Genomic DNA, 13,188 nt, shown 5'->3' on the forward strand with positions numbered 1-13,188 from the left:
CCTAGAAAAACGCGTAATCGCCGATCCTCACATCCTCACCGGACTGGTACCGCTCCACCAAGACCCGGCACAGCACCACAAGGCCCACCAGGTGATAGAAGAGATCGAAATAGGCCAAACCTAAGAACGCACCGCCCACCATATAGCCCACCAGGCTCACCTGGATCATGGTCGCCGCATCGGCCAGCCATTGGGTTTCTGAAACCCCATGGGCCTGCCTTTTGATCCATGTGGCCGTACGCCACGTCATGAGGATCAAGGCCAGGTAGAGGGCCAGGCCCACAAAGCCGTGTTCCCCCAGTACTTCGAAGAAGATGCTGTGGGCGTCGTGCACCTCGCCTGGATTGGGGGCGTACCGATCGAAAAGCCAATCGCGGAAGCACTCGAAGCCGCCTCCGATGGGCCGGGCCTTGGCTAGGTTGAAGGCAAACAACCAGGCGTTGATCCGGCCCATGGCCGAGGCGTCCTCTTCGTAGGTTTCGATGGTATGCATCCGCTCGGCCCAAAAGGAGGGCATGAACGACAGGATCCCGTAGGCGGTGAGCGCCAAGAGGAGCGTATAGAAAAACTTGCGCCGCGTCTTCAGGATGAGAAAGAAGCTCACGGCCACTGCCCCGAGAAACCCGCCCCGGGAATGGGTCCCGATGACAGCCAGCCCCGTGAGGGCCATGGCCACCCCCAGGCCGATCCGAATCCATCTCTGGGATGTGGTGAGCTGGAGATACCGCATCAGGGGAATGGTCATGTTGAGGGCCAGGGCGATGCCGCCGCGAACCCCGATGAAGGTGGCCTGAGGACCGAGAACCATAAAGTTTCCGCCCGTCATCAAGGTGAAGATACCTCCCTTGACACCGTAAAAGCCCAGGGAGAGGGCCGTCACCCACAGGAGCATGTGGATCCGCTTGGGGGTGTTCATGACCATGAGGGTCACGTAGGTCATGAACATGATCTTCCACACCTTGTTCCACTGTTCCCACGCACCTTCAGGATTCAGGGCGAAAAGGGTGGTCACGAACATCCACAGGGTGAAGACCAACAGGGTTTTGGTCTCCCGGGTCCACGGGATCTTTTTGGGCTCCTTCCAGGTCATGAGCGCGGCCAGGGTGGCGATGGCCACCACCTGGGCGAAGGGAAAGGTCTGGGCGAATCCCCAGCAGAGCTTGTGCGGGTTCATGAAACCCAGCCAGCACCAGGTGAGCACCCCCACCACCGGGTTGACCAGGATCCAGGGAATGAGCCCCAAGATGACGGCCGTAACAACGATGTCTCTCATGCGCCCCGATCCCCTCTCATCTTCCGATGCCGGTTCATGCTCCCGGCGATCTGTCCCAGGAAGTGGCCCAGGATCATCTGCCGGCGGAGCGTGCCGGCCGGATCAAGGCGAAGTGCTGCTTCCAGGAGCTTCAGGCAGGCTCTTGCCGTCTGGGGCAGCAGGTAGAGGGGAACACCGGCCAGTCTCCTCCCGGCGGGCAATCCGTCCAGGTAGCCCTTCTGGTAGCCCGCATTGAAGTGGATCTTGCGAAAGTAAGAACGGCGCAGCTGGTGCGGCTCCACCCGGTGGTAGACCACCATGGCGGGCTCATAGAAGATCTTCCCCCCCAGGCCGGCAAGCCGTCTAAAGAAATTGGTTTCCATTCCCTTGAAGAGCTCCCCGGCTTTTTTGCCTTCGCCCTTGCGGCCGTAGGAAGTGTCGAAGCCCCCCACCCGATGGAAGGCTTGCCGGGTGACCGCCATGTTCCCGCCGAAGGGATAGCGCGTGATGCCGTCCAAGAAGAGCGGGCTTTCCCCGTAGTCCTGGTGGCCGAGAAAACCGCGGAGCTCCCGATCGATCCACCGGGGCAGGGGAACACCGGGATCCAGATGGATCCGTCCTCCCACGGCGTCCGCTCCGGAGCTTCGGAAGGCATCCCACGCGGATCGGAGCCAGCGGCTGCTCACCAGGATGTCATCGTCGATGAAGATCAGAAAGCGCCCGCGCGCCTGCCGGACACCCCGGTTTCGAGCCGCGCTCAGGCCCTGCTCCCCTTCAAAGACGTAGTTCAGATCCAGGGGAAGCCTTTTCGCCAGGCGCTTTGCCACCCGGGCCGTATTGTCCCGGGAGTTGTTGTCCACCAGGACCACCTCCCAGGAAATCTGGGCCGCATCCTGCTGACGTGCGAGGCCTTCCAGGCATCGGGGCAGGTTGTAGCTTCGGTTGTAGGTGCAGATGACGACGGACAGGTCCATCAGAGGTCTCTTCCGTTCCACCGGGCCAGGGCCCGGTTCCAATAGTATTTGACGGGATAAAGCAGGGAGGCGTCGTTCATGCCGAACCGAATCTTTTGGGCCAGGCGCCACACCCCGTCGGTGCCGTACACCTCGATGCGCCGAAGCTGAAACCGGTCCGTCTCCACGCGGTTGAAACCCGAGCGCGTGGAACATGCCAGGCCGTAGCCCGCCCGGACCACCGCGTCTCTGACCCCCTCACTTACCAGCCCGTAGGGATAGGCGAAGCTAAACACGGAACGTCCCAGTTTGTCTTCCAAGACGCGGCGGCTGCAAGTGAGCTCCTCTTCCACCCGATGGGCGGGAAGTTCCGTCAGCCGTGGATGGGAGGCCGTATGAGAGCCGAAGGACACACCGTGATCGCTCATTTCCCGAACCTGGGACCAGGAGAGCATGCGCCGGCTGGAAAACCCCCGCCCTTCCATCCAGTGGTTGGTGCGGCCCACCGCATCGGTCACCAGGAAGATGGTGGCCGGAATCCCGTAACGGGCGAGAACGGGCCAGGCGTATTCGTAGTTGTCCGCATACCCGTCGTCCAAGGTGACGGCCACCGCCCGCTCCGGCAGGGGCGTCCCGCCCGTGAGCGCCCCATGGATATGTTCCAGGCTCACCCATGCATAGCCATGCCGGGCCAGATACTCCATGTGCCTTCGAAAGAGGCCGGGCGGGCACGCAAAGCGTGCGTCCCTCGGCTCCTTCGGCTCGCTCACCATGTGATACATGAGCACCAAAAAGCGGCTCACGGCACACCCTCCACCATGGGCGTTCCTTCCGCCGAATACCAGGTCACCCTCCGGGGCAGCCCAACGCCGCGAAGAAGGCCTTGGCGCATCTTTCGTTCCAACTCCCTTTCGTGTCGCCACATCCGGTCCTTGACCTGGAAGAGACGCCCGCGTTCCCCCTGGACCGCGCCCAGGCGCTCACCCCGTTCCAGACGATCCAAAAGCTCCGCGTAGACTTCTGCGCTGTCCCGCACGCCCCGCCAGAAGAGGGTGAGCTCGTCGTCGCCCTCCCGCACTTCCGGGCACACGTGGGCGATGAGCCTGCCCGTGTCGATGCCGGTATCGATGAAATGGATCGTGCAGCCCACCCGATGCGGTTCTTCATGGTAGAGGGCCCAGAAGGTCCCGTCCGCTCCCCGGTAGTGGGGGCTGAGCCCTCCGTGGAGGTTCACCATGCCCAGGCGGCCCCTGCCCAGGAGTGGGTCGCGGATGAGCGAGGTGCCGAAGACGGTGATGAGATCGGGGTCGAGCCTGTCCACCAGATCCAAAACCCGGGGATGGTTGATGTGGGGCACTTGGTGGAGCCGATCGGGGCGTTCCAGGCGGGGTTGACCATGGGGAAAGAAGAAGGCTGCCTCCTTTCCGCCCCCGTAGCGGCGCCGGTCGCGGATCCAACGCCATCCCTTTTGCCAGAGAAGGCGTGGATTGCGAGCCCACTTTCGAAGCTTTTCCGTTTGGATCTGGCTTCCCGTTTCCTGGACGATGGCCAGGGGCTCCGCGGCTCGGCACAACCGGTTGGCCACGTGCAGGTGCCGGGGGGAGCGGCCGCACAGGATCATGATGCGAAGACGGGACATGGGGAGCCCCCTTGCGTGGCTTGAGGATCGGATGGGATGGCCCGATCGGCCATCTTCATCAACAACACATCGGCGAAAAACTTGGCGGCCCAGTTGGGGAATTCGAACCGGGAATAGGCGCCCCAGAGCGGATAGGATCCGGCCACGGCCCCGTCTTCCGGACCGCCGGAACCGGTGAGGCGATGGCGGCGCTTGAGATAACCCAAGGCCCTGTGAAAGGCCTGCGCAAAGCGCCCGTCGTGGTCCAGCCCGGTCTGCACCCATCGTTTCCAGATGATCGCGATCTGAGCCAGACCCGTCAGGCACACGTAGCGGCCCCGGGGCCGCCACTGCGGGTCATAGGCCCCGGCCAGGGAGCCGTCCTTTTTCTGGAGACTCACAAGCACGGTGGACGTTCGAAGCGCCGCCGCCACGTACCGGTCCCGCCCCAGGAGCAGACCGGACTCCTGCAGGCCGCGCACGGCGTAGGCGATGGTGTGGGTGAAGGGGGGTCGGCCGGGCACGAAGGCGTTGGCGTGAAACCAACCTTCCGAGTTTTGTTGCCCCAAGGCCCAGTCTAAGTTCTTCTCGGCCGCCCTCACCAGGTCCTTTTCACCCGTGACGCATCCCGTTCGGGCCAAGGCCCACGCAGCCCGGGTGTTGTAGGTGTGGGGCACGCCGTTGTGGACATTGCGGCGCCAGCACCCGTCCCCGTCCTGGGAGGCCACCATCCAGCGGCACGCTCGCACGGCCGCCTCCAGGCAATCCGTCCGTTCCAAATGGCCATAGCCCGCCAATAGTCCGTGGACGATCTGGCCCGTGTTGAAGATCACCGGCCGGCTCCCCGCCTCACCGAAATGACCGGGAAAGGCCCCGTCTTGTTGCTGCAGGGAAAGTTCCCAATCCAGAATTTCCCCGGCCCGGCACACAAGGTCCGTGTCGTTCAGCACCCCTGCCGCCACCAGCAGGGTCTCCACCAGATATCCACTGGTTTCCGGATAACTGGGAAGCCAGCCGTCTTCGAAGCTCCAACCCGCAGACATCCCGCCTTGGTCGGGCAGGCCGCGACGCACATCCTGGGCCCGGCGGACCCAGTCCAGTACGGCCTTGAGGTGCACCCGGTCGTCCTGGGGCACTCCGTTTCGGGAAGGAAGGATATGGCGGCCGAGGAGCCGAAGGTGGTCCGGGCGCCACGGCCGATAGCGGCACCATGCATCCCAAAACATCCGCACCCCCTTCGTCCATCTCTGCCCCATGACACTCTCCATTTCCTCCCCCACTTCCCACTCCCTACCCCACCACTCCCCGCAGCGCCTCCGGCAGGGGCACGTGACTCACCACGTAGCGGTGCTTTCCCGACGCCTCCGCCGGAATGTCTTCCATCAGGCGGATCCCCACCTGGACGTTTTCCCCCAGGCGGGCCTTGAGGCCTTCCACCACCTGAGTCCGCCGCTCCTCATTCCATTGTGGACCCGTCACCACCCACACCTCCACGTCGTCCACCGCGTGCTGGATGAACTTGAACCGGGCGACCCCCGGGGTGGCCCGGAGCACGTAGATCACGGCCAGGGCGTGCATGATGGTTCCGTCCGATCGGGTGACGAAATCGGTGGTTCTTCCGGAAACCTCGCCGAGCACATGGAGACCCCGTCCTTCCGGGCAGGTTTGGCCCGTATATCGGACCACGTCTCCTGTTCGATAGCGGATGAAGGGCTGGGCCTGGGAGCAGAGGCCCGTGACGACGGCCTCCCCCAGCTCCCCGGGCTTCACCGGATGCCCGTCGCCGTCCAGCACCTCCAGGATGATGCTTTCGCTCATGAGAAGGATCCGGCCCGTCGGGCTTTCATGGGCCGTGAAGCCCACGTCTCGGCTTCCGTATTCGCTAGCCGCCGGGACGCCGAAGACCTCCTGGAGCAAATCCCTTTGGTGGGGATAGAGGGGCTCTCCCGTGGTGAAGACCGCCTTGAGACCGGGAAGGCGCATGTCCACGCCCTTTTCCTGGGCTCGTGCGGCCAAAAGACTCAGGCTGCTGGCATAGCCGTAGAGGCTTTTGGGCCGGAATCGCCGGATGGCCTGGATGTAGGCGTCCATGTTGGCAAGGGTCATCTCGAAGGCGTTGAGGAAAAGCTGATTGACCATGCGGTCCCGGAGGAGCTTGATCTTGTCCGTGGGACCGGCGTGGAGCCCCGCTCCCCAGAGCCACACCTGGGGCTCCCCCACCTCCACGCCCCACCAGCGCTGGGCACGGAAGCGGCCGGCGGTGTCCGAGGCCTGTCGCCATTTACCGAAGTAGAAGATGAGGGGTTCGCCGCTGGACCCCCCCGTGTTGTAAAGGTAGGCGCCGCCGGGAACCCCGAGCCAGGCGATGCGGTCCCGGTTTTCCCGGGCATCCTGGCGGGTCATGGTGGGAAGGCGTGCCAGATCGTCCAGGCCCATGGCATCCAACGCCCCTTCGTCCAACCCGGCTTGCCGGATCCTTTCCGCATGCCAGGGGCTGTGGCGAAGGGCCGTTTTCAGGAGCGCGCGGAGCTTGTGGAGTTGAATCGCTTCGATCTCCTGCCGGGATGCCCACTGGCTCCGTTCCAGCTCCGCCAGATAGGCAAAGGTGGGACGTCCCAAGAGCCGTTCATGGGCCCGGTAGAGGGTTCCAAAGAAGCTGGTGGCCTGAGTCGGGTATTTCATGGCGACCTCACAAGATCGGATGGAGGTTGACGACATACATCTGGCGGCTCCCGGTATGCGTTGAATCGATACAGACAGCCGTCCCATCCCTTTTCCATCGTGGGTGGAGATCACAGCGGATCTCTCCCCGGTACCGGGCGGGCGAAAGGAACCTATCCAGATTGATCCGTCGCTTTCCGTGCAGGTCGTAGAGATAGAGGGTGCGCATTCCGTAGGGGTCCGGGTAGGTGTCGTTGAGAATCCATCGACCGTTGGGAGAAAAGTTGCAATGCCCGTCTTCCTGCATGACATGGCCTCCCACCACCCGGCTTTCGCCGCTTTCCACGTTGTAAAGGTGGAAAGCCGGGCGCCCTTCCGCCCCCATGGCCCATGCCAGCAGGCGATCTTCGTCCTTCCAGTCGTAGTGCGACACCACGCCCGTTGTGATGATGGGCCGGAGGCGGGTTCCGTCGGCCTCCGCCACCATGAGCCGGGTGGCCCATCCCCGGCGGGGATGGACCCAGCGGTGCAGAAAGGCAAAACGGGTTCCACGGGGGCTGAACTGAACGTGGTTCACCCAGTGAGGAACATCCGGCGGATACATGCGCGGTTCCACCCGGGCCACTTCCTTCACGGAGAGGATCAGTTCCGACGATCCCTTCTGCAGGTCCATCCACCACAATCCGTCGCCATCCGGCAGGGGATCCTCCGCCCAGGGATCCTCCACGCCCGCATAGCCGTAACCAGGCCGGAGCCGGTGAAGGCGCGAAAAGTTGAGGCTGATGGCGCCCATACCGTCCGGATGCATGGCGTAAAAGGGCCTGTCGAAGCGGGCCTCCACCGTGCCTTTCAGGTTCCGTATCAGCCCCACGAATTTTCCCCCCTCCCGGTGGTTGTGGCAGATCCACGTGTCCGGGTCGGCGGGATGCCACTGGAGCATGCAGCCCTGCTGCCAGTTCCAGGCAAGGGACTCCCCCAAGGCCTGGAAGCGATTTCCTTCGTGCAAAAGGAGGCAACCCACCACGGCTTGATCCCGTGCCGTGGGGGGACGGTCGTCGAAGGGCACTTCCAAGGCCAGCAGCTTGTCTCCGGAAAGATTCCAGGGAGACTTGTCGTAGTAGCCGAAGAAGTGGTGCAAGGGGCCGGAGGTGACGGGCTGGACCAGGTTTTGGAAGCGGCCGCAGTGAAGACCCCGGTACAGGGCGGGGGCACGCCGTCGCAGCGGCCCCTCCGCCCAGGTCTCCATCCGGCGCGCCACCCGCCACGGCACCCAGGAAGATCGAAAAAGGAGGTCGGAAGGAATCATGCTATTCACCTTGGTCAGGAGATGAAAGATCAGGCACGAGCCCGGCTGGTGTGCCGCCGATCCAGGAACTTCAATAGCGGGGCGTACATCCCCATGGGCAGGAGGGCTGGAAAGAGGTACTTCACGTCCCGCACGCCCCACGAACCATGCCTCAAAACAAAGCGAAACACCGTCTGGGCGCCGGCCAGGTCCCTTTGCCAGTAGCAACGGTAGCCGCGGGCCAAGAGCGCCCCGTGGAGGTAGCGTTTCAGAAGATCCCGAGGCACGGCAGCGCAGAGGTCCGGACGACTCTCCATGAATCTCTTTTTGACGAGCCACACGTTGATGGCCTGCCTGCCCTGCTTGTCCGTCAATTGCCCGGCCCCGTGGTGCCTGTAGTAGGCCAGTACCCTGGGAACCCGCACGATGGGATGCGAAAGGCCGATGCGAAGCCACAGGTCGTAGTCCATGCAGGTCCGCAGGGCCGTGCTGAAGCCGCCCACCGCATCCAGCGCCTCCTTTCGTATCAGCGCCGCATGGATGGGCCAGGGGGAAGCGGAACGCAGGAAGGCGTGCACTTTGCCTTCCTTTTCATAGTCGGGCGGCACGTAGGGTTCGCCGCTGCTTCGAACCGCGCCCACGTTTTGCCAGCCGCAATAGGCCAAGGCGGCGTCGGTACCCTGGAGAGCCGCCAGCATTTCTTCCAGGAAGGTGGGAGCCCAATAGTCGTCGGCATCCAGAAAGGCCACGTATTCTCCGGTGGCCACCTTCAGTCCCAGGTTTCTCGCGGGATACGGTCCCTGACGGTCCTGGCGCAACACCTTGACCCGGGGGTATTGTGCCAAGATATCCCGGCTCTCGTCGGTCGATCCATCGTCCACCACGATCAGTTCCACGGCGCCGTGGGTCTGGCCGGTGACGCTCTCCAAGGCCTGACGCAGGTAGGACGCGGCATTGTAGCACGGCATGATCACCGAGACCCGAGGCGGCGTCGTTGCACTTCTGCCCATGTTTGTCTCCCCAGGAGCTTGTCTGAGAACGCTTCGGTTGCTTCCTTCTTGAGCGGACGGAAGGCTGGGGCCACCAAGCGCGCACGCGCTACGGGCCCGGCCTTGCGGGAGCAGGGGCGGGTTCCGAACCCGCCCCTACAGAGCTCAAAAAACCTCACATGGCACGATTGAATGGCATTGATCAGAAAGCCCCAAAAGGCCAAGAGGCCATTGTGAGACAGCCTCCCAGTTTTCAAGGCTCTGTTTCTTCAGGGCCAGCCGGAGGCCACCGTACCCCAGGAAATGGACTCCGAACCGCCCCCGATGGAAAGATCCGTGAGGCGGCCTCGGGCGCGGCTTCACACGTCCCGCGCGCCCAGCATGGCCGCGCCCAGTCCCGCCAGCAGCCGCCCCGATCTCCACGGGGAAAGGCACAGCCCCCGGGCAAGGAGGGTCAAGGCCCAGACCTTTCTCCCCTTTCGGTACTCCCACTTGGCCGCGTCGGCCAGGGCCGACGCATAGGCCGCCCGCCAGAAGGCGCCCCGAAGCGAAGGCGGAAGCAGCACCCGGTTTTTTCGAAGCACGGCCAGCATGGATGCGCGCATCACCTGCGCATTGCGGCTCATCCCGGAACCATGGCGGACGATCACCACCAGCGGTTCCTCCAGGCAGGCATAGGAGGTGACCGCCGAAAGGCGAAGCCACATGTCCACGTCTTCCACGCTTCGGAGCCGTTCGTCGAAGAGTCCCACGCGGGAGAAAAGGTCCCTTCGTACCACCACCCCCGAGCCGCTTCCCGGCACGGCCGAAAGACGGGAAAAGATGGCGGTGGTGAGGCAGCCTTGTTTCGATGGACATCGCCACACGCTGAGGGGCGAGCCGTCTTCGGCCACCACCAGGGCCGCCGTGGAGGTAAAGCCCAGGGCGGGGTCGGCCGTCATCACGGCCATCTGGCGGGAGAGCTTTTGGGGAAACCAGAAGTCATCCGCATCCAGAAACGCCACGTAGTCGCCCCGGGCCGAGGCGATTCCGGCGTTTCGGGCGCTGCTGAGTCCTCCGTTTTCCTTTCGGACCACCCGCACCCGGCCCCGGTACTTCTCCAGGATTTGGGGGGTGGCGTCGGTGCTTCCATCATCCACCACGATCACATCCAGGCAAGGGTAGTCCTGACCCAGGACGCTGCAAAGAGCCCGCTCCACGCACCAGGCCGCATTGTAGGCGGGAATCACCACCGAAACCAGCGGCCCACTAGAGCTCATAGCCCAGCTCCCTCATGGTGGGGGCCAGAACGTCCAAAACCCGTTCGATGGCGCGAGGATTCTGGGTTTTCCACTTGGCCAGGCGCGGCGGGCCGCTCACCAGGCTCGTCTGGTGCTGCAGCAGGGACTCGCACCGACGCCGGATGGGCTCTTCGAAGGGAAGATCCAGCCGCTCGAAAACGCGTTGAAAGACGGACACGGGATCCACAAAAAAGTCCTCGTATCGGATTGGGATCCACTGCCTTGGAGGCACGAGCCGCCGGGCGCCCAGAGCCGCCCGGTTGGCGCTCACCCATTGGTGGGCGCACACCCGCTCCAGGGAAGCGTTGTTGAAGCGGCGCCAATCGGGGGGAAGGAAAAAAGACCAATCGTCGTAGCGGCCCCCGTCGATGCGAACCGATGCCGGCAGAGGCCCCAGAAACTGGTGCAGGGCAAACCGCGGGGTTTGCTTCCAGCCTTCCATGAGGGAATTGACGTTGTCGCGGCCGTCCCGATGGATGTAGATGAAGCAGGCCTTGGGAAAAAGCCGGTAGAGGTAGGGAACCCGCAGGACATTGATGCAGGTCTTATCCAACACCCACCCTGCTCCCAGCCGTTCGTAAAAGTATTTGAAGGCGGCGTCCCGGTGTTCGGGCTTGGCATGTTGGAGCTCGGCCCCTTCCGAATGCCATCCGTTGTGGTGCGGACCCCAGAGCCCGTTCCAGAAGGTGGGCAGTTCGTAGCCGAAAGAAAGCAGATGGCGGGACAGCCGGATGGTCTCGTAGGTCACCGAGGTCCCCGCCCGGGAGCAGCCCACAATGAAGACGGGATCCGGCATGTGGGGCCGGAGGAGTTTCCAGGCCAGCCCGCGAACCCCATAACGGAGCGCTCGAAGGTTCTTGGCCCGTATTTCCGGGTCCTTCAACTTGAGAATCTTCTTGAGACCGTTCATTCGTCCACCGTTTTCCCACCGGGGGTTTCCAGACAGCGCCGCCCGAGTCTGGCAGTCATATTTTGAAAAGCTCTCCAGGTGCTTGCCTGTAAAGGGGTTAGGGACATGAAAACGCCCCAGATAGAGATGGAAAGGCCCAGCCGGCGTGTTCCCGGATCCTCACTGGGAGAGAAAGACCGCCGGATGGCGCGCATCCTTTCGCCGCAACCCATACCCTTTGAGCTCCCCCAGGGCGCCGGCGAGGCGCATGGCATAAAAGCGCCGCGCGCTTGGGTTGCCGGCGTGGGCTGCCAGCCGAGCCAGCCGGTCCAGAACCTTGGACCACATGTGGAGGGGCGGCAGCACGCCTGCAGCCCCGGTCTCCTCCAGCCGGACCACCGAGGCGGAACGTTCGTAGGCCTTGCGCAGGAGATAACGGAGGCGGAATCGGGCCGGATCCACGTAGTGGTATTGGATCATGCCCGGCACGTAGCGAAGCCGTTCGCCTCGGGAAAGCGCCCGGCGCACCCACTCGATGTCTTCTGCACCGCCCAGGTTGTGCCCCACGGGGCCGAAGCCCGCCCGAAAGGGACCGGCGCGCTGCAACACCTCCCGGCGCACCGCCAGGTTGCCGCCGCCCGGATAGGGCCCTTGGGGCCCAAGGGTTCGGGCGGTCTCACCCAGGTCGAAGCGGGGCACGGGAAGTGGGTACAACCTGTATGGCCCCGTATCGTGCACCCAGGCAGGTTCCCGGCCGTCCCAATCCGGCAGAATCCTTCCGCAAAAGAGCCCTGTTTCGGGGAAGCGGCGGGCCGCCGCCACCAGACTCTCGAAGCATAGCCGGTCCACCCGGTGGTCATCATCCACGAAGGCGATGAGATCTTCAATGTCCAGAGTCCTCAGTCGGTTCAGGGCGTGAATCTTTCCCGGCGCGAGCTCGCTCACGAAGCGCAACGGCCACCCATTGGCATGCGCGCTCAAAGCCGCCTCCCGTGTTAGCCACTCTTCCGTGCCGTCTGTGCACGCGTTGGCCACCACCAGGATCTCCGTTCGGAGGCCCCGGGGCCGCTTCGCCCGGCGGACGGTAGCCAGGGCACGCCGGAGGAGTTCCAGCCGATTGTGGGTGCACACGGCCACCGTGAGGCCCTTCACGCTCACAGAGCGCCTCCAGAGCTGGAGAAGGCCTTCAACTCGTCGTGCAGGGCTTCCAGGTAGGCGTGTCCGTATCGCAGATCAGGTTCCATGTAGTTTCCCTCCGCCCATTCATTCCACGATTTGAGAAAGACGAGCCGCTCTTCCGGGTTCCGTTCGCCGACGAAGCGGAGGGCGTCCCGGACGTTCAGGCGGAAAAGGCCCGGATCGCAGTCGTGAAAGACCAGACCCCGGGTGCCGCTTCGCGGGGTGTTGTCCCAATTGGGTAGAATGCACGGATAGCCGGGAAAGGGGGGACGCTTGCGGGGAACGAAAAAGGGTACCAGGTCGCGGTAGGAATAGACTGTCAGGTCCCGCGGAACCCGGTGGATTGCCTTTTTCACCGGTCCCCAGGCGCCGTTACCGGGCTCGCCGTAGACGTTACGGTAAAACGGGGCCAGACGCTGCAGGACCGCCCCGTCGAAGCCGAGAGGTCTCAGGTCCCGACCGCTCAGATGCAAAACCCCCAGGAGATAGAGTCCCTTGAAGCCGGCCTTCAGGGCGGTTTCCCTCCAAGAGTCGGTCACCCGGCGCGCGTTCGGCAGCTCATCGGGGTGGTAGACGATAAAGAGCGGTTTTCCGTCCACCCGGATGTAGCGTTCATCTTCAAAGGCCCGGGCGAGGAAGCGGAAATGCTGCGCATGATCGTCCATGCCCGGATAGGTCTGCTCCATGAGCACCTCGTCTGACGCGCCCTTCCAGATTCCGCTCCAGCTCTTGTTGGCCCAGCAAAGGCAAAAGGGAAAGCGGGGTTCGCCCGAACGGAGCACTTCGTTGAAGGGCCGCTCCAGCAGCCGCCGGCCGTTTCCGAACCAGTAGTGGTAGTAGCAGAAACCTTCGATGCCGTATCGGCGGGCCATCTCCGCCTGGGCCTCGCGGACCTCGGGAAGTCGAAGATCGTAAAATCCCAGGTCCGCGGGGATCCGGGGCTGGTAGTGGCCGGGAAAGAGGGGCCTGGCCTTGGCCACGTTGGTCCATTCCGTAAAGCCCTTCCCCCACCACCGGTCATTTTCCGGAATGGGATGAAATTGGGGAAGATAGAAGGCGATCACTCTGGCCTTAGGATTCAC

General features: G+C 63.6%; 12 protein-coding genes. All 12 read right to left on the reverse strand.

Annotated elements, in window-relative coordinates; all coding sequences use genetic code 11:
• Position 1: 1 nt before the first annotated feature.
• The 12 genes from B9A12_RS12945 to B9A12_RS13000 all read right to left on the reverse strand — a co-directional run bounded on the left by B9A12_RS12945 (position 2) and on the right by B9A12_RS13000 (position 13,188).
• Entirely contained in the window at positions 2-1,273 is a 1,272-nt protein-coding gene (locus B9A12_RS12945) for a putative O-glycosylation ligase, exosortase A system-associated (protein ID WP_084058520.1), read from the reverse strand.
• A complete protein-coding gene (locus B9A12_RS12950) occupies positions 1,270-2,226 on the reverse strand; it encodes a glycosyltransferase (protein WP_170920596.1) in 957 nt (318 codons plus the stop codon). Before B9A12_RS12950 ends, B9A12_RS12945 begins: the two co-directional genes overlap by 4 nt.
• Positions 2,226-3,008: a polysaccharide deacetylase family protein gene (locus B9A12_RS12955; protein WP_084058524.1), complete on the reverse strand. Its 783-nt coding sequence runs from the start codon at positions 3,006-3,008 to the stop codon at positions 2,226-2,228. The genes B9A12_RS12950 and B9A12_RS12955 overlap by 1 nt, the downstream gene beginning before the upstream one ends.
• Positions 3,005-3,844, reverse strand: coding sequence for a formyl transferase (locus B9A12_RS12960; RefSeq protein WP_084058525.1), 840 nt, complete (start codon positions 3,842-3,844; stop codon positions 3,005-3,007). The genes B9A12_RS12955 and B9A12_RS12960 overlap by 4 nt, the downstream gene beginning before the upstream one ends.
• Complete coding sequence (locus B9A12_RS12965; protein ID WP_084058567.1) at positions 3,823-5,049, reverse strand: prenyltransferase/squalene oxidase repeat-containing protein; 1,227 nt, start codon at positions 5,047-5,049, stop codon at positions 3,823-3,825. The genes B9A12_RS12960 and B9A12_RS12965 overlap by 22 nt, the downstream gene beginning before the upstream one ends.
• 64 nt (positions 5,050-5,113) lie before the next feature.
• On the reverse strand, positions 5,114-6,505 hold the full coding sequence (locus tag B9A12_RS12970; RefSeq protein WP_084058527.1) for a phenylacetate--CoA ligase family protein: 1,392 nt from the start codon (positions 6,503-6,505) through the stop codon (positions 5,114-5,116).
• 7 nt (positions 6,506-6,512) lie between these two features.
• Complete coding sequence (locus tag B9A12_RS12975) at positions 6,513-7,790, reverse strand: TolB family protein (RefSeq protein WP_084058529.1); 1,278 nt, start codon at positions 7,788-7,790, stop codon at positions 6,513-6,515.
• 29 nt (positions 7,791-7,819) lie between these two features.
• The gene (locus B9A12_RS12980; RefSeq protein ID WP_084058532.1) at positions 7,820-8,779 is read right to left on the reverse strand and encodes a glycosyltransferase family 2 protein; all 960 of its coding nucleotides are present in this window, start codon (positions 8,777-8,779) and stop codon (positions 7,820-7,822) included.
• Between the two features lie 338 nt (positions 8,780-9,117).
• Positions 9,118-10,017, reverse strand: coding sequence for a glycosyltransferase family 2 protein (locus tag B9A12_RS12985; RefSeq protein ID WP_084058534.1), 900 nt, complete (start codon positions 10,015-10,017; stop codon positions 9,118-9,120).
• Positions 10,007-10,948, reverse strand: a complete 942-nt coding sequence (locus tag B9A12_RS12990) for a sulfotransferase family protein (RefSeq protein WP_084058535.1) — start codon at positions 10,946-10,948, stop codon at positions 10,007-10,009. Before B9A12_RS12990 ends, B9A12_RS12985 begins: the two co-directional genes overlap by 11 nt.
• Positions 10,949-11,107: 159 nt before the next feature.
• A complete protein-coding gene (locus B9A12_RS12995) occupies positions 11,108-12,085 on the reverse strand; it encodes a glycosyltransferase family 2 protein (protein WP_212636939.1) in 978 nt (325 codons plus the stop codon).
• Entirely contained in the window at positions 12,082-13,188 is a 1,107-nt protein-coding gene (locus B9A12_RS13000; protein WP_245802445.1) for a glycoside hydrolase family 99-like domain-containing protein, read from the reverse strand. Before B9A12_RS13000 ends, B9A12_RS12995 begins: the two co-directional genes overlap by 4 nt.

This window comes from Desulfacinum hydrothermale DSM 13146 (assembly GCF_900176285.1).
Taxonomy (GTDB): domain Bacteria; phylum Desulfobacterota; class Syntrophobacteria; order Syntrophobacterales; family DSM-9756; genus Desulfacinum; species Desulfacinum hydrothermale.